This window comes from Nocardia sp. NPDC049526, from assembly GCF_044465765.1.
GTDB lineage: Bacteria > Actinomycetota > Actinomycetes > Mycobacteriales > Mycobacteriaceae > Nocardia.
Window position 1 is genome coordinate 518,523 of sequence record NZ_JBITMA010000006.1, and the last position, 18,693, is coordinate 537,215.

Annotated in this window: 17 protein-coding genes; 8 read left to right on the plus strand and 9 right to left on the minus strand. The window is 66.4% G+C overall.

Features of this window, described 5'->3' with window-relative positions:
* Positions 1 to 75 precede the first annotated feature (75 nt).
* Positions 76 to 1,092 (plus strand): hypothetical protein, encoded by a 1,017-nt coding sequence (locus ACIBW7_RS21935; RefSeq protein WP_397049014.1) that lies wholly within the window; start codon positions 76 to 78, stop codon positions 1,090 to 1,092.
* A 72-nt stretch (positions 1,093 to 1,164) separates the two neighbouring features.
* Here ACIBW7_RS21935 and ACIBW7_RS21940 read toward each other — a convergent pair whose 3' ends face one another.
* A complete protein-coding gene (locus ACIBW7_RS21940; RefSeq protein ID WP_397049016.1) occupies positions 1,165 to 3,066 on the minus strand; it encodes a type VII secretion target in 1,902 nt (633 codons plus the stop codon).
* 205 nt (positions 3,067 to 3,271) lie between these two features.
* Between ACIBW7_RS21940 and ACIBW7_RS21945 the strand changes: the two genes are divergently transcribed.
* The 6 genes from ACIBW7_RS21945 to ACIBW7_RS21970 all read left to right on the plus strand — a co-directional run bounded on the left by ACIBW7_RS21945 (position 3,272) and on the right by ACIBW7_RS21970 (position 9,826).
* On the plus strand, positions 3,272 to 3,703 hold the full coding sequence (locus ACIBW7_RS21945; RefSeq protein ID WP_397049018.1) for a YbaB/EbfC family nucleoid-associated protein: 432 nt from the start codon (positions 3,272 to 3,274) through the stop codon (positions 3,701 to 3,703).
* Positions 3,704 to 3,772: 69 nt separating this feature from the next.
* On the plus strand, positions 3,773 to 5,464 hold the full coding sequence (locus tag ACIBW7_RS21950) for a hypothetical protein (RefSeq protein WP_397049020.1): 1,692 nt from the start codon (positions 3,773 to 3,775) through the stop codon (positions 5,462 to 5,464).
* Positions 5,461 to 5,742 carry a hypothetical protein gene (locus tag ACIBW7_RS21955; RefSeq protein ID WP_397049022.1) on the plus strand — a complete coding sequence of 94 codons (282 nt, stop codon included), beginning with the start codon at positions 5,461 to 5,463 and terminating at the stop codon, positions 5,740 to 5,742. Before ACIBW7_RS21950 ends, ACIBW7_RS21955 begins: the two co-directional genes overlap by 4 nt.
* Positions 5,739 to 9,131, plus strand: coding sequence for a T3SS effector HopA1 family protein (locus ACIBW7_RS21960; protein WP_397049024.1), 3,393 nt, complete (start codon positions 5,739 to 5,741; stop codon positions 9,129 to 9,131). The genes ACIBW7_RS21955 and ACIBW7_RS21960 overlap by 4 nt, the downstream gene beginning before the upstream one ends.
* A gap of 27 nt (positions 9,132 to 9,158) precedes the next feature.
* Positions 9,159 to 9,425 carry a hypothetical protein gene (locus ACIBW7_RS21965; protein ID WP_397049026.1) on the plus strand — a complete coding sequence of 89 codons (267 nt, stop codon included), beginning with the start codon at positions 9,159 to 9,161 and terminating at the stop codon, positions 9,423 to 9,425.
* Positions 9,425 to 9,826, plus strand: coding sequence for a YbaB/EbfC family nucleoid-associated protein (locus ACIBW7_RS21970; protein ID WP_397049028.1), 402 nt, complete (start codon positions 9,425 to 9,427; stop codon positions 9,824 to 9,826). The genes ACIBW7_RS21965 and ACIBW7_RS21970 overlap by 1 nt, the downstream gene beginning before the upstream one ends.
* Here the strand turns inward: ACIBW7_RS21970 and ACIBW7_RS21975 are convergent.
* From ACIBW7_RS21975 to ACIBW7_RS22010, 8 genes are all read right to left on the minus strand, one after another.
* Positions 9,817 to 12,309 carry a hypothetical protein gene (locus ACIBW7_RS21975; RefSeq protein ID WP_397049030.1) on the minus strand — a complete coding sequence of 831 codons (2,493 nt, stop codon included), beginning with the start codon at positions 12,307 to 12,309 and terminating at the stop codon, positions 9,817 to 9,819. The two genes, ACIBW7_RS21970 and ACIBW7_RS21975, sit on opposite strands and share 10 nt — an antisense overlap.
* A 7-nt stretch (positions 12,310 to 12,316) precedes the next feature.
* Positions 12,317 to 12,625 carry a hypothetical protein gene (locus ACIBW7_RS21980; RefSeq protein WP_397049032.1) on the minus strand — a complete coding sequence of 103 codons (309 nt, stop codon included), beginning with the start codon at positions 12,623 to 12,625 and terminating at the stop codon, positions 12,317 to 12,319.
* Between the two features lie 31 nt (positions 12,626 to 12,656).
* Complete coding sequence (locus ACIBW7_RS21985; RefSeq protein ID WP_397049034.1) at positions 12,657 to 13,010, minus strand: hypothetical protein; 354 nt, start codon at positions 13,008 to 13,010, stop codon at positions 12,657 to 12,659.
* Positions 13,011 to 13,021: 11 nt separating this feature from the next.
* Positions 13,022 to 13,738, minus strand: coding sequence for a hypothetical protein (locus ACIBW7_RS21990; RefSeq protein WP_397049036.1), 717 nt, complete (start codon positions 13,736 to 13,738; stop codon positions 13,022 to 13,024).
* Positions 13,735 to 14,127 (minus strand): YbaB/EbfC family nucleoid-associated protein, encoded by a 393-nt coding sequence (locus ACIBW7_RS21995; RefSeq protein ID WP_397049038.1) that lies wholly within the window; start codon positions 14,125 to 14,127, stop codon positions 13,735 to 13,737. The genes ACIBW7_RS21990 and ACIBW7_RS21995 overlap by 4 nt, the downstream gene beginning before the upstream one ends.
* A complete protein-coding gene (locus tag ACIBW7_RS22000; RefSeq protein WP_397049040.1) occupies positions 14,124 to 15,626 on the minus strand; it encodes a PPE domain-containing protein in 1,503 nt (500 codons plus the stop codon). The genes ACIBW7_RS21995 and ACIBW7_RS22000 overlap by 4 nt, the downstream gene beginning before the upstream one ends.
* 30 nt (positions 15,627 to 15,656) lie before the next feature.
* Complete coding sequence (locus tag ACIBW7_RS22005; RefSeq protein WP_397049042.1) at positions 15,657 to 17,084, minus strand: hypothetical protein; 1,428 nt, start codon at positions 17,082 to 17,084, stop codon at positions 15,657 to 15,659.
* A 201-nt stretch (positions 17,085 to 17,285) separates the two neighbouring features.
* Positions 17,286 to 17,768 carry a hypothetical protein gene (locus ACIBW7_RS22010; RefSeq protein ID WP_397049044.1) on the minus strand — a complete coding sequence of 161 codons (483 nt, stop codon included), beginning with the start codon at positions 17,766 to 17,768 and terminating at the stop codon, positions 17,286 to 17,288.
* Between the two features lie 689 nt (positions 17,769 to 18,457).
* On the opposite strand from ACIBW7_RS22010, the gene ACIBW7_RS22015 reads away from it, so the two are divergent.
* On the plus strand, positions 18,458 to 18,693 hold a 236-nt coding region (locus tag ACIBW7_RS22015; protein WP_397049046.1), incomplete at its 3' end, for a hypothetical protein.

Here is an 18,693-nt window from a genome sequence, read left to right on the forward strand (position 1 = left end):
TTGCGCGCCACCCAGGAAGGGGAAGGCGGAAGGAGGTGGGGATGCCGGGTCGAAATGCGAGATGAGGTTGTCGATATGGGAGTTGCCGAAGAATTCCTGGTCAATTTGGCCGAGCGGTTGGCGCTGGGCTGCGACCCAGCGCCCATCCGCGCAATGATGGAGCGCGCCTGCGGCGGACAGCTGGCGGCGCTGGCGCCCGATGGGCTCCAAGCCAGTACGCTGACCGTGTCCGGCATCCCGTTCGAAGTCAGTGTGAGTGGCGGCCGAGGGCAGCTCACACCTGCCATTCGCTATGCCACCGAGACCGCGACGCAGGAGACGGCGTTCAGCTCTCGCGTCGCGGGTCAAATCGCCGCGATCCGGGATCTCGTCGCATGGTTGCCGAACGGCGATGAGGCAGTCGCCGACATGCTGCAGTCTTTCGTCGCGAAGCTATATCCCGATCCCGCGAATGTTCGAACACTGCAGCGCTCTGCCACATGGATCGGGGTTGTCCATCACGCCGCGACGCCAAATCATGCGGACCGTCTCAAGGTATACGGCGGTCCGGCGGTCGTGCCCGGAGCGCTGGACCGAATATCCAATGAATGGCCGGAGTTCGCCGGATTGGCGTCCGTGCCGGACCACGAGGAGCTCATCAAACCGGAGATCGTCGCGCTCGAGGTGGACGCCCGTGGCGATTTGAACCACAAGGTCTACCTGAAGGCCAAGTACAACGACGTCGCCGTGCCGATGAAGCTGGTCCGATATTTCGGCGATCCGGCATGGGAAGTGCTTTCCGAGCTCGTCCGCTGTGGCGTCGACGCGGAAAAGCTTCACCAACACCACTTCTTCGTCTGCTGTGCACGCGGTGCAGGTGGCCCGGTCTTCGGGCTCACCATGATGGCAAAGCGACGCCAAGACCTGACCGGGCTCGTCTACGAACTCGCATCCCGGCACCACGGCACCACCGACGCTGTCGACGCCCTCGCCCGGGAAGCGGAATCGAGCGGAGCAACTTGGCGTTACGCGGCAGTCGGACTGGGCTTCTCCGCCGAGCACGGCATCGACAAACTCAATGTCTATGGCACACCCACCTGGAGTGCTGCATAGAGCGCGACGGAGGATCGCCTACGACACCCGACTGCCGCCGTCGAATTCCGGTGGCGGTCGCCGTCCTGCGACTCAGAGCCGATCCGGTGCCACGACGGGCGGCGGCGAGGTCGGCGCGACCACGGCACCGGCTGGTGGTCCGGCCGTGGCCGGAGCGCTGACCGCGGGAGCACTGACCCCTTGGCCGCTGACCCCGGCACCTGCCGGACGGGAAACCCGCTCTTCCTCGCCAACCGAGACCGCGGCCGGTACCTCCACGAATTGCGGATGGCCCATGATCTGCTCGTGGGCGTAGATCGCGTCGCGCAGGTTCTGGCGCTCGGTCTCTTCGGCCAGCAACAAAACCAGCTCATTGCACCGACGCTCGAAGATCATGTCGCGCAGAGCGGAAGACTCGATATCGACCCGCAAGTCGCCGAGTCCGACCCGCCCCACATCCACCCGGCGCGACAGCATCGACGCGGCAAGCAGATCGTCGGCATCGCGAAGTTCGTCCCACAGCTGCCGGGATACGTTTTGCCCGGCCTGCACGGCCGAGAGGATCCGCTCGCGCAGTTGCCGGGCCCCGGCAGCGTCCGCGCTGGCGGCTATCGATCGGCCGACCCGGCTGTGCGCATCCGTCGCCAATTGGACACAGCGCTCACGCACCTGCTGATCCGACACGCTCGCGACGGATTGCAGCGCGGTCGGGGAACCGACCAGTCCGAGCCGGTCCGCTGTATCCGGGGTGAACTCGCGCAGGTCGACCTCGTAGGTCGGGCCGACGAGTCCTTCCATCGCCACGTCGTTCAGCTGCGACCGCAGACCGGGATCGATCGGGCCGGAGGAGACCAGCGCCGACAGGCTCGCGTTCGCCTTCGGCCCCCAGGCGAGGCCGAATTCGACCAGTACCCGGGCCGGATCCGACACACTTTCCCAGGACGCGGTGCCACCGTCGGGGCCGAGCACTTCATCCCACAGCCAGGGCGTCGAGACTTCGCGCGGCAGGAAGAGCTTGGCAGGCAACCAGCCGCGGCCCTCGTTCGAGGTGATGAACACACCGGCGCCGGCCGGACCGCGCATCACCGCAACCGCCCAGGCCATGCCGACCGGCGAGTCGACGGCCGCGAGCACACTGCTGAGCAGGGTCCTGGCCAGTACCAGATCGTCGTTCACCTCATTGCCGACCACATAGGCCGGCTCGGCTTCCTTATCCTTCGCGGCGGCGACGGCGGACGCGAACGGTGTGCCCACCGGCACAGGCATCGGGGAGGCATCGGCGGCCGCAGTGGCCGCAGTGGCCCCGGTCGGTGGCTGACCCGCACCGCGATCGTCGGCCGAACCGGTGTACACCGGTCCCACGCCCGGTCCGGAGCCGAGCGGCCCGGCCGACACCGATGGTGGTGTGGTCCCGGCAGTCACGCCCGGCGAACCGGTCGGAGTCGTCTGATCCGGGTGCGAAACCGCGCCCGGCGAACCGGATGGACCGCCGCCGGGTCCGCCCGGTGCTGCGCCCGTCGGTGTCGAACCGTTCGATGCCGCGGGCGCCATCGGGGTATCGGTCGACGTAGGTCCTCCGCCCGGTCCACCTCCCGGGCCGCCGCCGGGCCCACCACCGGGGCCGCCGGGCGGAGGGGTGTACTGGGTATTCGGGTCCACACCGTTGGACGTCGGCCCGCTGTGCGGGCCTCCGAAGTCCTGTCCGATCTTTCGAAGGTTCGACGCCATATCGTGGTCGGTGCCTTCATAGGAATCCGCCGAATCCCGCAGCGACTTCGCGGTGTTGAAATGCTCCTGCGCGAGCGCCTTACCGGCGCGCTCGCGGGCGTTGTAGTACTTCACCAGCGCTTGGCGGACGGGATCGGCGATGGTGCCGTAGGTCGACTCGAAGCTGTCCAGCCACGCATGCGGCGGCTCCGACCACGCAAGAGTATCGCGCCCGACCTGCTCATGCTGCAGCGCAAGCTGGCGCAGCACCTCGGGGTCGATATTCATGCTGGTCATTGTTCGATCAGACCCTTTCCCGCCGACGATCTCAACATTGTCGATCCTTCCCAGCGGTGGGGAATCGCGAATGGGCTCCCACCTGCGGGAAGTCGGATGCGGTCGATCCATAATCGACAACGGTGGCGCCGACAAGTCCCGCCGAACGAGTGCCGGGCCCGCGCCGACGACAGCGAGGAACAAGGTGGCAGCCGCAATGGATCAATGGGAGCTCGAGAGCCTGCGGTCGGCGAACAACGGGATGCGTAACCAGATCGATTACGTCATGGATGTCTACGAGAAACAGCAGGTCCAGCTCGCCGAGATCCAGCAGCAACTGGACGCGCTGCGCGCACGGGCCAGTTCATCCGATCAGTTGGTCGAGGTGACCGTGGACGGCGCCGGCGTAGTCACCGACGTTCGGTTGACCGCGCAGGCGATGCGTGCGAAGCCGGAAAAGGTCGGGCGGGCGATTGTCGAGGCCGCGCAAGCTGCGGCACGGTCGGCACGCTCGCAGCATGACGCACTGATCGCACCGATCGTCGATACCGCCGAACTCATGCCCGATCTGCCCGATCTGATACCTGGGGCGCCGAGCTGGCGCGATACCCGCGAATCCGCCGAGAAGGACGGTCCGCGCACCGACTGAATATTCCCATTCCTGGGAAGGTTGTGCGGAACGCGTGAGAATTGACCACAGCAGGCGTGAGGAGTCCGTGTGGCGCAGTCATTGGAAGTCGATGAGGAGCGACTTCGTGCACTGGTGCCGGAATTCGAGGATATCGGCGCCGACGCGCAGCGCGTGCTCGATCAATTGAAGGCCGCGCTCGAGCGCGAAGGCGAACCCTGGGGCAGGGACACTCCGGGCCAGGCATTCGCCGATACCTATGTGCCGGATAGGGACAAAGGAATCGCGAGCCTGGCGAAGACGGTTGCGAGCCTGCGCGAAGAGGGCAAGATCGTCAGCGATCTCGTCGAAAGCTTCGACCGCCAGGACCGCGAGTCCGCTCGCTTGATCAGCGACACCGGGGACCAGTCGCCTCCCGACAGTCAGAATGCCGGCTCGACCACACCGACCGATCAGTACTCGCAGGACCAGCAGGCGCCGACTGCGACGAACAGTACGCCCGACGCCACGCGATCGTCTCCCGCGTCGCAACCCGACCCGGCCGATTCGTCCACGCCGACTTCGACCACAACACCGGATGCCTCGAGCAGCGCACAGCCCACTCCCACTCCCACAGCCACCGCACCGACCACCCCGGGCGGCCTGAACGGGAACGGCATGCCCGCGCAGGGCAGCCCGTTCGGTGACGGCGCGGCCGCGCCGGATACCCGTGACACATCCGATTCACGACCGGAATCGGACACTACGACGGGTAATTCAGCGCAGCCGGCCGCTGTCCGACCAACCGCCGACGCTGTGACCGCCGACCGCAAGCAGTCGAATACACCGTGGTCGAGGGGTACGTCCGGTAGCGGTTCCACCCCCGATACCACCGCGCCGAAGGCGGCGGCAGCCGCACCGACGCAAACATCGGCACCGAGCAACGACGCGCCGCGGGTTTCCGCACCGTCGAGTACCCCGCCGAGAATGTCCGCACCGCATCTACCCGACCAGAACCAGCAGTACGCCCGTCCGGCAGCCAAGGCGGCGGGCAAGGCCTTCGGCGCCGAGTCGAAATCCGCCGCGCGTCATCCGTGGGCCGATGGTGCGGTCGGCGGTGAAAACGCACTGCTGGCACGGAAATTGGCCGAGCGACACGATCTCGAACTCGTCGGCTTCGACGATCCGAGCGTCGACGGGTACACGATCCGGGAGATCGCGGCGGCGCTGGACGATGTGCTCTCCCAATACCCATATGTCGATCTGCGGCAGATAGCGATCGCCGACTCGGCCGATGCCGCCACCCGCCTGGAATGGGACTGGGTCGCGGGGGCCACCGGCCCGGAGCCGTTCACCCGTCGCATCGTGCTCGACACCGTGGTCGCCCGCAATCCCGCGGTATTCGCCGAATACATCCGCACCGCAACGCATTCCGGGAAACTCGCGCGCGGGTCGGACCGGCGGCCGGTGTATTCGACAATGGTCCGCGAACTCGGGCACGCGCTCGATGTCGCAGGCAGCTTCCGCGCCAGACAGGCGGCTCAGGACGCGCTGATCGCCGAGTTCACGCGCACCCGAGGCACGGCGCCGCGCGAGAACGCGGCCACCGAGTCGAGTTCCGAGTACGAACAATGGCGCGCCCAGCTGAGCGGCTACGGATTCCACAACGGCCGTTTCGACCCCGGGATGGCCGTCGCGGACGCGTTCACCGAGGTCCAGATCAACGGTTCCGAGGCGGCGCCGCCCGCAAAGGTGTTGCACCGCTTGCTGGTAGAGACCGCACGGAAAACGGCCACGCCGTGAGCTTCGGCGGTGGACACACCGCCGAAGCGCGGCACAGCACCTTCGAGACGGAACTGTCGGCGGCCGTCGACGGTCGGCCACTGCGGATGCACGTGGGGTTGGGGCCGGACACCGACTCGGCACTGATCACCATTGCCCTGGCCCATCCGGATATCACCAACGACATGATCGCGACGGCACGTCGGGCATTCGTCACCGAGTCAATTGGCGCCGACATCACTACCGAGGCTACGGGAGTGCCCGAAGAACCGGCCGCCATACCTGGTGCGTCGCTGTGACACTGACGCTGCCGGCGGCCTTTCCCAAGTGGCTGGTCGAGGCCGTGGCGGGGTACTGGCCGGATTGCGATGAGGACGCGGTGCGCCGCGAGGGGGACCACTGGAAGGCGACTGGCGGCAGCTGCCGCAATCTCGGCAAACGGCACGATACGGCGTCCGCCACGGAAAAGGCCGCCCTCCACGGCTACAGCGCCGACACGAAGGCGACCAGGAACGTGCAGCTCGGCGACGATCTGCGCAACCAGGCCGAGTACTGCGACTCCATGGCCGAGCAGTGCTATCAGAAGGCCAACGACTGCGAGTTCATGAAGCTGCAGGTGATCGGAACCGGATTCGCGCTGCTGGCGCAGCTCGCGGTGGATGCGCTGATGTCCGCGCCGGGCGTCGTGAAGGCCGCCGAGGACCGAGCGGCAGCCGAAGCGTCGTGGGCCGCGGGCGCTCGCCGGTACTTCGGCAGAATCAAGAAGGTCGGGCTGGATTGTGCCACCAAACGCAAGGGTTTGCCGCTGGCCAAGGCCACGGCCATCGGGGCCGCGCTGGGTGCCGGCACCGCCGCCGCCGTCAACGCCGGTGCCCAGTTCTACCAGAAGGAGGTACTGCACCACCGCGACAAGATGGACTGGGGCATGGTCCAAGATGCCGGGATCATCGGTGGCGTCGGCGGCGGCATCGGAGCGCGATTCGCCTCACGCTTCGCTCCGGGCATCAACAAATTCCTCGGCAAGGTCGCGGGCAAATCTGAATCGAATATTGTCCGCTACGGCGCGCACGTCACGGCCGGGTTACTCATCGGTGGCGTCGGCGGCTTCGCGGGCGCGATCAGCGGTGCGGGCGCGGGGATCGTCGTCACCGGGCATATTCCTAACGCCGAGGAACTGCGAACCACCGTGATCCAAGGTTTCGTCGGCGGCTTCGTCGGTTCGGCCACCATCTTCGCCCGCCCCTTGCCACCAGGTATACGAGTCAGGCCCAAGACGAACTCCTCGAACTCGAGTACCTCCACCACACCCCCGGCCACCACACCACCGGCCACACATGGCGCTACGCCACCGGCCACTCCCGGTGCACCCGGCGCCACTCCGCCTGGTGCCACACCACCCGTGACACCGCCTGGTGCCACCCCGCGCGGTGCCACACCACCTGCCACGCCACCCGGCGCCACACCACCCGCGACACCGCCTGGTGCCACCCCGCGCGGTGCCACACCACCCGCCACCCCACCGGCAACACCACCTGGCACCCCACCACACCCCACAGCGCCCGACGGAACCCCACGCGTTACGCCACCACCGCAGGGAACCCCACCCCCCACGACAACACCGCCGGGCACAGGCACGCCTCCCGGCACCAGCACCCCGCCGACCACCACCACACCCCCCGGCACCGCGCCACCGGGCGGAACCGGCCCACACCCGCCCGGCCCAACGGGATCACGCCCAGACTCCACCGCCCCCGGAGCGGGTGACCCGACGGGCGGCAAACCCGCCACTCCACGTCCAGACTCCGACGGGAATCTCCCGCCTCGAAAGCCCGGTACGCCGGAAGCGGCCCCACGACCCGACCAAACGCAAGGCGAAAGGGAACCAGCCGAGCCGCGGCCAACGGTGCGACCGCAGACTGACGAGACTGCGCCAGCAGGCGACGAGCCGCAGGTCAAACCCCAACGACGGCCCGCCGAGGAAGAGACCCCGGCGCCAGACCGCACGGACGATCCGGATACGGCCGACCCGCAACGAAAAGCCCCGCCGCAGACCGAGGAGACCACGCCCCCGGGACACGACGAACAGGTCAGGCCGCAGCGTGCACCCGACGAGGAATCCACCCCGCCACCAGAGCACGCACCGGGGTCGCGCGACCCGGACCACACGGTCCCGCCGCATACCGAAGAGACCGCGCCGCCGGGGGGCGACAAGCAGGTCTGGCCCCCGCGTGCACCCGCCGAAGAAGCAACTCCGCCACCGGAGCACACACAGGGCGAACGAGGTCCCATCGACCCGGGCCACACAGTCCCGCCGCGTACCGGAGAGACCCTGCCGCCCGAACACCCCCAGGGCAGAGGAGACGCGGCCGAGCCACAACGACCTGCCCCGTCGCGCACCGAAGAAACCGTGCCCCCTGAGCACGACCCACAGGTCGGGCCCCAGCGCGCACGTGAGGAAGAGACACCACTGCCGCCCGACCACACCCATGGCGATGGGGATCCGCAGCGGACGGTGCCGCCGCTCGGCGAGGAAACACCGGCCACTGCGGGCGATCTGCCCGGCGAGTTGTGGCCAGCGGGGCATCCGGATGCGAACGTATTCGAATATGCCGTGCGGAAATTCCCCGAAGTATTAGACCACCCGCGCACACTGGAGGAATTGCATCAGGCCCTGCGTTCGGAGATGTCTTTCGAGGATTTCCATCAGATGGTACGGCCCGATCTGTCGCCCGAGGAGTTCGCGCAGCTGATACGGCCAGAGATGTCGTTCGAGGAATTGCATCAGGCCCTCCGGCCCGATATGCCGTTAACGGAATTCGTCTACAGCATGGACCCGGACATTTCTTTCGAGGGACTCATGGCAGTGCGGGACCTCTCGTATCAGGTGCACGGACTGGAAGCACCTCCGCTGTCTCGCGAGAACCTCGAACAATTTCTCCAACGAATCTGGACGGACCAGGACTTCATCGGACATCGGGACGATGTCTACGTCAGATACCATGCTTCTTCCGAGGCCAACTCCATATCCGATCCTCGCGCCTTCCCCGGCGAAATGGGAGACATTCTCCGCAACCGCGCGCCAGATAATCAGCGAGCGGTTATGCAGCCGTGGGATGGACGCCCGAAGCGTCTCGCCCCCGAGGATGTCGACAGGGCGGACCCGTCGGACATCGGGTTTCTTTTCTTCCACCGCTTGGACGCTGATACCGATGCTGTCGGCTACCGCGTGTACATCAATGCACGCGGCGACGCGACCCCGGCTCTGATGCGCGGGATCGTGAACGAGGTTGTCGACCGCCCCGATCGATTCCCTGGCGTCGCTGCGGCGAAAGTCGGCGGGCCACAGAGGCTGAGTGCGGACAGCATGGTCGTTTATGTGAACCAGGTGGAGGACGCCTATAGGGTCGTCGACTGGCTGAAGCAATACCAGGAACAGCACCCCGATACTTTCCTCTGGGATGTCCCCGCCATGACGCAACAGGTCATGGAGGGGGTGAGCTTCGGCGCCGAGCCGCTGACAGCAGAGCGCAGCGGCTTCGGCGGAACCCGAGCGGATGCAGTCTTCGAGGCATTGCAGTCGGTCCGCATGCGCGACGGCACGTACGAGGACTTCCGTGACGCGGTCCTTGCCGCACTGCCGAGACACGGAGCGGACCCCAGACTGCCCCACGAGAACTACACCCAATGATCGACGATGCCGCATACGGAGGATGAGATGACCGATCAACGGCGGATCGCCGTGGCCCGCGACATCGTGACCGAGTACCTGCGCGGCGAAATAGACCCGGTCCGAAATCCGGAGATGTTCAACGACGACATCGTGTACTTCGCGGTGGCCCGCCTCGACCGCCACGACACCGATTGGCTATTGAATCAGCTCGCGAATCCGCAATGGCCGCAGCAAACTCGGGCCGATATCGCAGCAATGATGCCCGGCCATTATGCCGAAGGCCAGGCGGCACTCGATGCGGACAACCGCTGATGGAGCAGCGGCACTACGAACAGCAACGGGCAGAGCTCGCCGATATTCGGGACGAGTTGTCCGCCATGACCGCCAAGGCCAGTTCGCGCGACGGTTCGGTCGAGGTAACCGTCGATCAGTCCGGAATTGTCACCGACGTGCGATTGGAGCCGCGGGCACTGCGCGGCGCCGCGGCGGATCTCGGCCGGGCCGTCACAGAAGCAGCCAGGGAGGCCGCGCGGCTGGCGCATCAGCGGGTCAGCGAGAGCATCGGTCCGATCGAAGATATCGTCGGCCGCATGCCCGATCCGGAGGATCTGCTGCCGGGCGCACCCAGCCTGCGGGAACCGGACGCGGTCGTCGTCGAGGAGCCGGCCCTGGTCGCTTACGAGGCCGACGAGTACGACGACTACTACGACTGACGCGGGGGTCCCGTGCTGATCGTCGGTCGCCGAGCGGCCGTCGTTGCGGCGGGTGCGCGTGGCGCGTCCACGAACAACGGGTGATCGACGATCTGTCCGTGGGCGTAGACCGCATCGCGCAAGTGCTGTCGATTCGGCTTGTCCACGAGTAGCAGTACCAGTTCGTCACAGCGACGCTCGAATACCATCGCGCGCAGCAGCATCGCCTCCGTCGCCGACCGCCCGTCGGCGTCGGATCGCAACTCCCCCAACGCGACTCGTGATACATCGGCCCGGCGCGACAGCATCGACGCCGCGAGCAGATCGTCGGCGTCGCGCAGTTCCCCCCACCAGTCGGCGGACACCTCCCGGCGCTGCCGGATCGCGTCCAGGATCCGCTGGCGCAGGTGCGGCAGCCCCAACGAGTCGGGCGCACCCGCCTGTCCGACGCGCCGATGCGCATCCCAGGCGAGGTCGATGCAGCGCGATCCGATCCCCTGCGCCGGCACCTGTCCGACCCGCTCCAGTAACTGTGGTGCGGCCACCAGACCGAGGCGATCCGCCAAACCCGCTGCCGCCGCGCTCAAATCCATTGCCGACGAGGCGGATACCGGCCCCTCCATCGGTACCTCACGCAGTTGGGCACGCATAGCCGAATCGATCGGCTGCGACGATACGATCGCGGTCACCTTGGCACCCGTTCGGCGTCCCCACGCCGCGCCGAACTCGGCGAGCACCCGTGCCGGATCGGAGACGCCTTCCCACGCGGGATCCGCGACCTCCCACATCCAAGGCGTCGAAATCTCACGCGGAAGGTACAGGCTCGCAGGTAGCCAGCTGCGGCCCTCATTCGAGGTGATGAACGCGTTGACGCCGCCGGAATGCCGCATTATCGACACCGCCCACTCCAGGCCGATCACCGACGAATCCACCACGGCCAGTACACCGCCCAGCAATGTCCGGGCCAGAACGAGATCACCGTCGACGCGCTCGCCGAGCATGAAGGTCGGCGCGGCGGCCGCCGCCATCGCTCCGCCGACCACATCGCGGATCAGTTCGTCGCTGCCGCCGGTATCCGACCGCCCGTCAACGGCCTGCGGATCACGTTGCGGCGAGCCCGATTTCGCGGGCGGGACGGCCGCGTTGGGCACCGGCGCGGTAGGACCGGCGGATACCTTCGGGACCGGGGAGCCCGACCCGCGCGAATCGACCTGCGGGGCTCTATTTTCCATCCCAGGCCGCGACTGCGCTGCCGGGGATTGCGCCGACGATTGAGCCGAGGACTGTGCCGACACCGGCGGCGCCGACGATGGCGGCGCGGATATTCCAGTCGAACCAGCCGCAGGCGGCAGGATCGTCGGCAGCATCGGCGACATCTGCCCTGCCGAGTTGGTCGACGCCGCCTCCCGTGCGATCTCGGCGGGATCGGAACCGTGACCGGAATCGGTTGCGGCGGTGCCGGGTTCCTCGTGCTGCTGAGAAGCGGTGGTATCGGCGGCCGTGTCGCCATGCGCACCGGAATCGGTATGGCCCTGGAGTTCACCGGATCCGGTCGTCGAAGGCGCACGCGATGGGACACCGGTCGTGGAAGCACCTGGATCGCCACCGTCCGGCTGCGCCCCCGGAACATAGCCGGTAGTGACGCCCGGAGTCGAAGGCGGGGCCGAGACCGCGGGCGGCATCCCCGGACCGGTCGACGCATCCGTCGGTGTGCCCTGGGACGGCGAATCAGCGGGAAGGTCTGTCGGCGCGCTCCCCGGCAAACCTTGGTCGGACGTATCCATCACCGGCACATCGAATTGCGGACCGTAGCCCATTGGAGCCGGGAACTGGTGGTTCGGTCCGGCCCCCGGACGCCCGATCTCGTGCTGCTGGCCGGGCAAGTGTTGATGCGCGGGCCGGTGTCCCGGCGGCCCGTCCGGTAGCTGGGGACCGCCGGGGTTCCCTGGCCCCGGATGCCACAGCTTAGCTTTGAGGCGCTCCAGGTCCCGCAGGATCGTCGGGCCGATCGAAGTCTGCGCGGTCCGCGCCACATCGTCGACCTCGTCACGGGCCTCGGCGATGATCCGCTTGACGCGGTCGTCCAAGGCGGCCGCCTTGGCCTCACGCTCGGCCTCGTCATCGGATTCGTCGTTCGCGGCGGCCTGATACGCCTGCTGAATTTTGGCGGTGGCCTCCTCGACGATGTCGAGAATCTTGTTACGGGTGCGATAGACCAGATCGGAGAAATACCCGAAAATATCGGCCGCGGCATCCAGCGCGTCGGCAAAGGCCTGCGGATTACCGCGCTGCTTCAGCATATTGTGTTTGACGGGTTCGAGCCCCTCGCTGGCGCGGACCCGATCGTCGAAGTCGTGACGGGCTTGTTCGGCGCCGAGCGTGTCCAGCGCCGCGGCGCCGTCACGCGAGGTGTTTTCCAGTGCGCTCCAGTCGCCGGGCGGGACCTCCGGCCATTTGTCCCGGACTATCTCGTCCCAGTACTGACTTTCGTGCTCCGGTGGCATCCGGTGATCAGATCGGGTCGTAGCGTTGGACGTACGTACCGCCCGTCACATCCGCATCGGTGAGGACATTCGTCGTGCTCACCGTCGCGGTGTGGGTGATTCGCGCACCACGGTTGCTGGCCGCGACGGCGTGACCGAACGCCGCCACGATCTCCTGCCGGTGCGCGTCCAGCGACCGGTCGAGGTCCGATTCGGGCCGATGGTGCAGGACCAGATCCGAGACAGTCCCGGAAACCTGACCCGAGACCGTTTCGATGGCTCCGGCGAATCTGCCTGCCGCAGCGTTCACTTCGTGCGGTTCGTCCATATCCACCATGTCGGCATCCCGTCTGAGAGGTTATTTCGGTTCAGCTGGTGGCGCCGAATTCGGCATTCACCATGGCTCGGAAGGAGGCTTCGGTGGGCAGATCGAAGGAGTCGATGGTGTAGGAACGTGTGCCCTTGTACTCCATTTCGGCACGCAGCCCGACCCGGGACTTCATATGCGCCAGGCGCGCGAGCTTCAGAATCTCCGCAGCCAACCAGGCATCGCCGTTGTCACGGGCATCGTCGGTGATGTGCATCCCGACGATCTCACCGTCACGGTCGCAGGCGACGCCACAGGTGTGGTCGGGATTGAACACTTCGTAGACCATGCTCCGCCAGTCGGGAGCCGGCGCCGCATCATCCACATCGAGCTCGTCCGGATGTGTCTCAGTCAACGGGATCCCTCCTAAAGACGTTCGGCATGTTGACGATTCGAGGATGCGCTGCGCACGGACGGATCCTCGTCGGGTGCTTCCAGTTGCTCGGCGAGCGCGCTCCACGCGGTATCGTCGATGCTCATGATCTGGCGCAACTGCCAGAATCGAGCACCGAGGTACATCTCGGCCGTTCCGTCCGGGGCGATATCGAGATGATCCGGTCCCTCGTTGGTCGGATTGAGCGTAACCGTCGTGATCGGGGGACGCGTGTCGTCGATATTCATGATCGTCGCGCCGCCACCGGGAATGAAACTCTGCCGGCAGCGCGAACTGCTCGCGATCGCGATATCGGAGCTATTGGTGGTCACGGTGATCTCGGGGTTGAGCAGCAACTGCACCGCCCAGGCCCGGGCCGCGACTTCAGGGCGATCAGCGTTGATGGCGAGGGTCAACGCGGTCGCCAGGTCGACCACCAGCAATGTCTCTGTGGTGGTGACGCCAACGATCACCAGCCGCTTTGCGGTGCCGACCGGATAAGGCAGATCGTCCGCGCCGAGGGTCACCACATCCGATCCGACACCGGCACCGGTGGCGGGATGGGCGACGACGGTTCCAGTCGCGACATCGATGGTGTACGCGGCCACCAGACTCGGCATCCGCTCGGCAACCCCGGCCAACCGGACCAGGCCTTCATCGTGCAGCCATCGCACAGTATCGGCAACAGTAACCGCACCGGGTTCGGTCATGACGGCACCGCACCAGCGGTCGCCGAGTGCGACCCGGACGGACCGGACGGGCCGGACGGACCGGACGGACCTAAGGGCTCGAACGGCTCGGGCGGCGGCACCGCTTCCATCACGCTCTGGTACTGCCGTGCCGCATCAGCGGTGCTCTCCCGGATGGCCGCCATGATCTCGGTGACCAGTTCTTGATTGGTGAGCCGATCCACGGTGCCCGGCGCCAGAAACAGATCCGTCAGCCGGCCCATCGCATCCACCTCGGGGATGATCGCACCGCTCGGCGAGGGCCGACGCGCGCGGATGCCGTCGATCCGCTCACGCATATCGGCGATTCGATGCCGCAACTCACGGGCGGCGTCGAGGGCCGCCTGGACATCGGGGTGGATATCACTCACACGGAACCTCCGGATTGAGTCGGGCCCTGGCCAGGCGATGGCGTCGGCGGTGTCACGGTCGGGGCGATGGTCGGACGCTCCCCGATGACCTGTTCGGTATGCGGGGTGTCGTCGACATACATCAACCGGTCGGGATGCCAAGCGACCACCCGATTGCGTTCGTTACCGTTGCCACCGGCACCGCCCATACCAGGGGACATCGGCATATACGGCATCATCCCGGTGCCGGTACCGGCGCCGCGCGCGGCGGCCGCCGCGCCCGACGACGCGGACGACAGTGGCTCGATGACCGGTGTCCTCGCCATCCCGACCGGGGTGTTCGATGCCGCACCGGCGGTCGCGACGATCGGCATGGCGCCCACCGACATCGAGGTGGTCGCGCTGGTGATGTCCGGAATCCCGGCGCCGGAGATCGGACTGCCCGCTGCCCCGCCACCCAGCGACGACCCGAGGCCGCTGGGAATGCCGAGGTCGTCGTATCCGTAGTCGCTGTACTCGTCATCGAGGCCGAGATCCGAGGTGTCCTGGTTCTGGGCCATGCCGGCGGCGGAGGACATAGCGCTCATCATCGCCGGGAGCATCTGGGACAGCATGCTGGTGGTATCGCTGCCACTGCCGCTGCTGCTTCCGTTGCCGCTGCCACCGGTGTCGCTCGTACCACCCTCGGGCACCTTGGAGTTGACCGTCGTGGTGTAGCCGGTGATCGCCTCGGCGGAGCGGGCGTTCTGCTCCTGGAATTCGGCAAGGGCCGCTTGGATCGCCAACTCGTTCTTCGATTTCATCGCGGCCAGCAACCGCTTGCGGGCCGCGATGATCTCCTCGGGTGTCGGATGTTTGGCCTTCGCGACCGTGAACGCATTGCTGTAGGCGTCGACGTTGTCGGCCAGTGCCCCCAATTCGGTACCGAGCTGCCCCAACCAGTTCCGATGCTGGGTCAGGTGCTCGGACACCGTGGTGCCGACCGGCGTCCAGTTCTGCATCAGCGTGGCCGCACTGTCGACACCTTCGGCGGCCGCGGTGTGGAAGCCGCCGGTGTACTTGCGGATGTCGGCCGCGAAGCTGGTCGCCGGGCCAGGACCCGGGCCGGTGTGCAATTGCTTCGCGAAGGTGAGCGGGTCGACCGAACCGGTAGCGGCGGGCAGGGAGAAGTTCGGCGCTTGCCGGAGACCGAATTCCTGCACATCGCCTACCGGATTGGCGAGGATCTCCGCGCCGCTGCCATTGATAACGCGCGCGTTTTCATCATCGGTCGCGGTGTAATCGGCTGCCGCGCCGCCGACGTGGTGTGCGTGGCGCTGCACTTCATTGAGCACGCCGAGCACGCCATTGAAAAGCGACGCGGCCTGCGCGTTGAGCCGGGGCACATGTGTCCCGGAGATCGGGTCGGCCCCCGCGGGCTGCACCCAGCCGTTCGGCAATCCGGCTCCGGTGTCACGCGCCAGTGCGGCCAGCTTCGAGGCCACATCGACGAGTTGCGCCGGATCGACATTCAGCGGCATCGTCTCCTCCTCTCACCATCCGGCTCACGATCACGCCGGAGCGGCTACCGCGGGCATCGCCGCGCCCGCCGATGGATCGCCGGTGACCGGCATACCCGACATCTTGCCCTGATCGTGATCCTCCGGTGCGGTCGCTTCGATGCCGTTCGGATGGTTGAATCCGACGAATTGGCCGAATTCCCCAGCGTTATCCGACATTTCGGGGGTGAACTGCTTCAACTGGCCATTGACCACGACCTCCAGCGTGCCGCCGTCGTCGGCGGGGAAGGCCACCAGGATCGCCGTGCGCCCGTCCCAGACCGCGACATCGCCGGTCATCAGCTGGTACGGATCGACCGAAGCCCCGATCTGCTTCTTGTCCGACCACTTCGCCGGAGTCTTCGCGTATGCCGCCTGGGCATCGGTGCCGCTGGCGTTGCCGAACGCCGCATCCAAAGCCTGTGCGACAGTGGCGGATACCTTCTGAGTCCGACCGTCCGGGAAGGTGTACACCACGGTGCCGTCGGAATTCGGCGTGCGGCCCGGCATTCCAGCCGTCGGCTGCGAGGACGTCGAATTCGCCGGAGGTCCGGTATTGGTCGCGGGCGCAGGCGTGCTGGTCGCGGGCTGCACCGGTTGGGCCGGCGCGACGGCCGCGGGTACGGCGCGGAGTTCGTCCTCGTACGGGTCGTATTCGCTGCGCCGGCTGTTCAGGTCGGTATCGGCCTGGCCGCGGTTCATCATCTGCGCCATCAGCATCGGCAGCATCGAACTCATCATGTCCATACCGGAACTCGCCGGCGATGCCGCGGCGGACGTATCCGGCACCGATGCCGGTGTGGTGGTACTCGGCGTCGTGCCGCTGTTGTTGAGGTCGTCGAGCGCCTGCTGCACCTTGTCGTCGAGCGACTCACCGGTCGGCGTGGTTCCGGTGTCGACTCCGGAGGTGTCCGAACTGAGGTCGTCCAACCCGGGGACCGTGGAACCGTCGTCGACGGAACCGACGTCGGTGGGAGTCTGCGTGGGGTTTACCGTGGGCACCTGGGTTACGTCCGCCGGGTCGGTCAGCTTCTTCTTCAGATCCGCGTTCTCCTGCTGGAGCTTCTTGATCTGTTCTTCGAGCTCTTTGAGCTTCGCGCTCTCCTGATCGACGTCGCCCTTGAGGTCGTTGGCCTTGCCGGTTGCCTCGTCGAAAGCGGCCGCGACCGCCTGAATCGCTTCATTGCAGAACTCGTAGATGTGTTGATCTTCCTTCATCCCCGGTTTGGGGACGGTCGGGGCGGCAACGTTTATTGCATCGACTCCAGCGTTGACGGCCTTCTGCGCGGGAATGGAGATGGACGCTCCCTTGTCCTTGACCTTCGCCGCGATCGCCTTGGACGACTCATCGATCTGGTCCGCCGCCTGGCGCAGGCTGGTTGCCGTGGCCATATAGTTCTTGAAATTGGCCTGGTCCGACCCATTGACCGCTGCAGGCATCGGCATCTCCGGCGGGGTCGGCTTTTCTTCATTGCCGTCGCCACAACTGTCGAAATAGCCTTTGAAGGTTGTGGGAAGCTTCTTATACCAGTCAATAGTACCTAGCAGCGGCTGGTATTCCGGTGCCACCTCCCCGATTTTGTCACGATCGGGCATCCACATTTGGTGAAGCTTCAAGGAGCTACTCATCAACCGGATCCGTTACGGAATGGGGAGGGGAGTGATCGGCAGTGCATCGACACCAGCCGGCGTCGACTTATTATATTGATCCCAATATTTATTGCCGTAGGCCGTGGCCGCTGTCGCGGTCATGGTGCCCAAGCCCATCTTGTTCATCGGAGCCCGCAAGAAAGCCAGACGGGTCCCGAATCCGCCGAACTGTTGCGAGGCACCCTTCTTCAAGAACAGGGATCCGGCGTCTTTGAAGCTCTCGCCGAGCGCCTTCGCGCCGCCTTTGAGGAAAGCGCCCTTGGCGGCACCACCGACCAATCCACCAGGAATGGCACCCAAGGCGCCATCGATGAGTGCGGATTCCATGCATTCGTCGAAGCTCTTACCCTCGGTGGCGGCCATGATCCCACCAGTTACCCCACCGAGCAGTGCGGCGCCCACCGGTCCACCGAAGGCGAAGCCGACACCGCTCGCGACTCCAGAGACGACATCGCGCCATCCGAGACCGAACATATGATCACCTATCCGCTGTCGAGTGCGCGCCAACACGGCGATAGACCACTGACGACCATGCGCCGAACATCTATCGACTCCCCTCATTGTTGAGGATTCCCAAGGATGGGAACCCGGGGTCCACGCCCGACGAGTCAGGATGAACAGGACAGGACATGCGCTGACGTGCGCGAATTGCCGTGACCACCACGTTGTTCCGGTCCCCCGGGCGATGGGTATAGGAGGAAATCCCGGATGTACCTCCACCGCTTGCCGCTCGGGCGTCCGGTACCGCCGGTCACTTATGTCCGTGTGCGGTGGGTGCTCGGTGGTACGCGATGACGAGCGCCGAGGCGGAGATTGCCGTCGAGCCTCAGGCGGATGAAGGCACTGCCGAACAAAGACCCTCCGCTCCGGTAACCCCATGGTCGAACAGGCGGCAGCGCACAACTCCGGTCGCGCCCGGCCAACCCGCGACACCAGGACAGAACGAGTCGACTCCGGCGAACCAGGGACCGACGAATAGCAATGCGGTGACGCCGGAAAAGCCTGCCCAGGGCGCGAATTCCGGTGCTGCGCCTGTCGGTTCGGCTGCTGTGCCGCAGGGGAATGTTGTTGCGCCGCCGGGTCAGTCGGCGGGGCAGCCGGGTCAGGCGCCTGCTGGTCAACCGGGGCCGCCGGCTCAGGCGGCGCCTGCTGAGGCTGATCCTTTGGTGGATCCGGATACGGTGGCGGCGTTGGCGCCGGCGGCGTTGTCTGCTGGGGCGATGGCGTTGGGTGTGTTGCCGATGCTGGCCTCGGCGTTGGCGGGGCTGGGTTCCGGCGGTGGTAGCGGTGGTGGTGGTGGGAGTACCGGTACTGGTACCGGTTCTGATGGTGCGGACGCGGATGGGTCCGGGGGTGGGTTGTCGCCGGAGGCGCAGAAGGCGTTGCAGGCGTTGAAGTT

Excerpts from the sequence above, each read along its gene's own strand:
- ACIBW7_RS21935 (WP_397049014.1), top strand. The coding sequence starts at position 76 with ATGGGAGTTGCCGAAGAATTCCTGGTCAATTTGGCCGAGCGGTTGGCG.
- ACIBW7_RS21940 (WP_397049016.1), bottom strand. The coding sequence starts at position 3,066 with ATGAATATCGACCCCGAGGTGCTGCGCCAGCTTGCGCTGCAGCATGAG.
- ACIBW7_RS21945 (WP_397049018.1), top strand. The coding sequence starts at position 3,272 with ATGGATCAATGGGAGCTCGAGAGCCTGCGGTCGGCGAACAACGGGATG.
- ACIBW7_RS21965 (WP_397049026.1), top strand. The coding sequence starts at position 9,159 with ATGACCGATCAACGGCGGATCGCCGTGGCCCGCGACATCGTGACCGAG.
- ACIBW7_RS21970 (WP_397049028.1), top strand. The coding sequence starts at position 9,425 with ATGGAGCAGCGGCACTACGAACAGCAACGGGCAGAGCTCGCCGATATT.
- ACIBW7_RS21975 (WP_397049030.1), bottom strand. The coding sequence starts at position 12,309 with ATGCCACCGGAGCACGAAAGTCAGTACTGGGACGAGATAGTCCGGGAC.
- ACIBW7_RS21980 (WP_397049032.1), bottom strand. The coding sequence starts at position 12,625 with ATGGTGGATATGGACGAACCGCACGAAGTGAACGCTGCGGCAGGCAGA.
- ACIBW7_RS21990 (WP_397049036.1), bottom strand. The coding sequence starts at position 13,738 with ATGACCGAACCCGGTGCGGTTACTGTTGCCGATACTGTGCGATGGCTG.
- ACIBW7_RS22000 (WP_397049040.1), bottom strand. The coding sequence starts at position 15,626 with ATGCCGCTGAATGTCGATCCGGCGCAACTCGTCGATGTGGCCTCGAAG.
- ACIBW7_RS22005 (WP_397049042.1), bottom strand. The coding sequence starts at position 17,084 with ATGCCTGCAGCGGTCAATGGGTCGGACCAGGCCAATTTCAAGAACTAT.
- ACIBW7_RS22010 (WP_397049044.1), bottom strand. The coding sequence starts at position 17,768 with ATGTTCGGTCTCGGATGGCGCGATGTCGTCTCTGGAGTCGCGAGCGGT.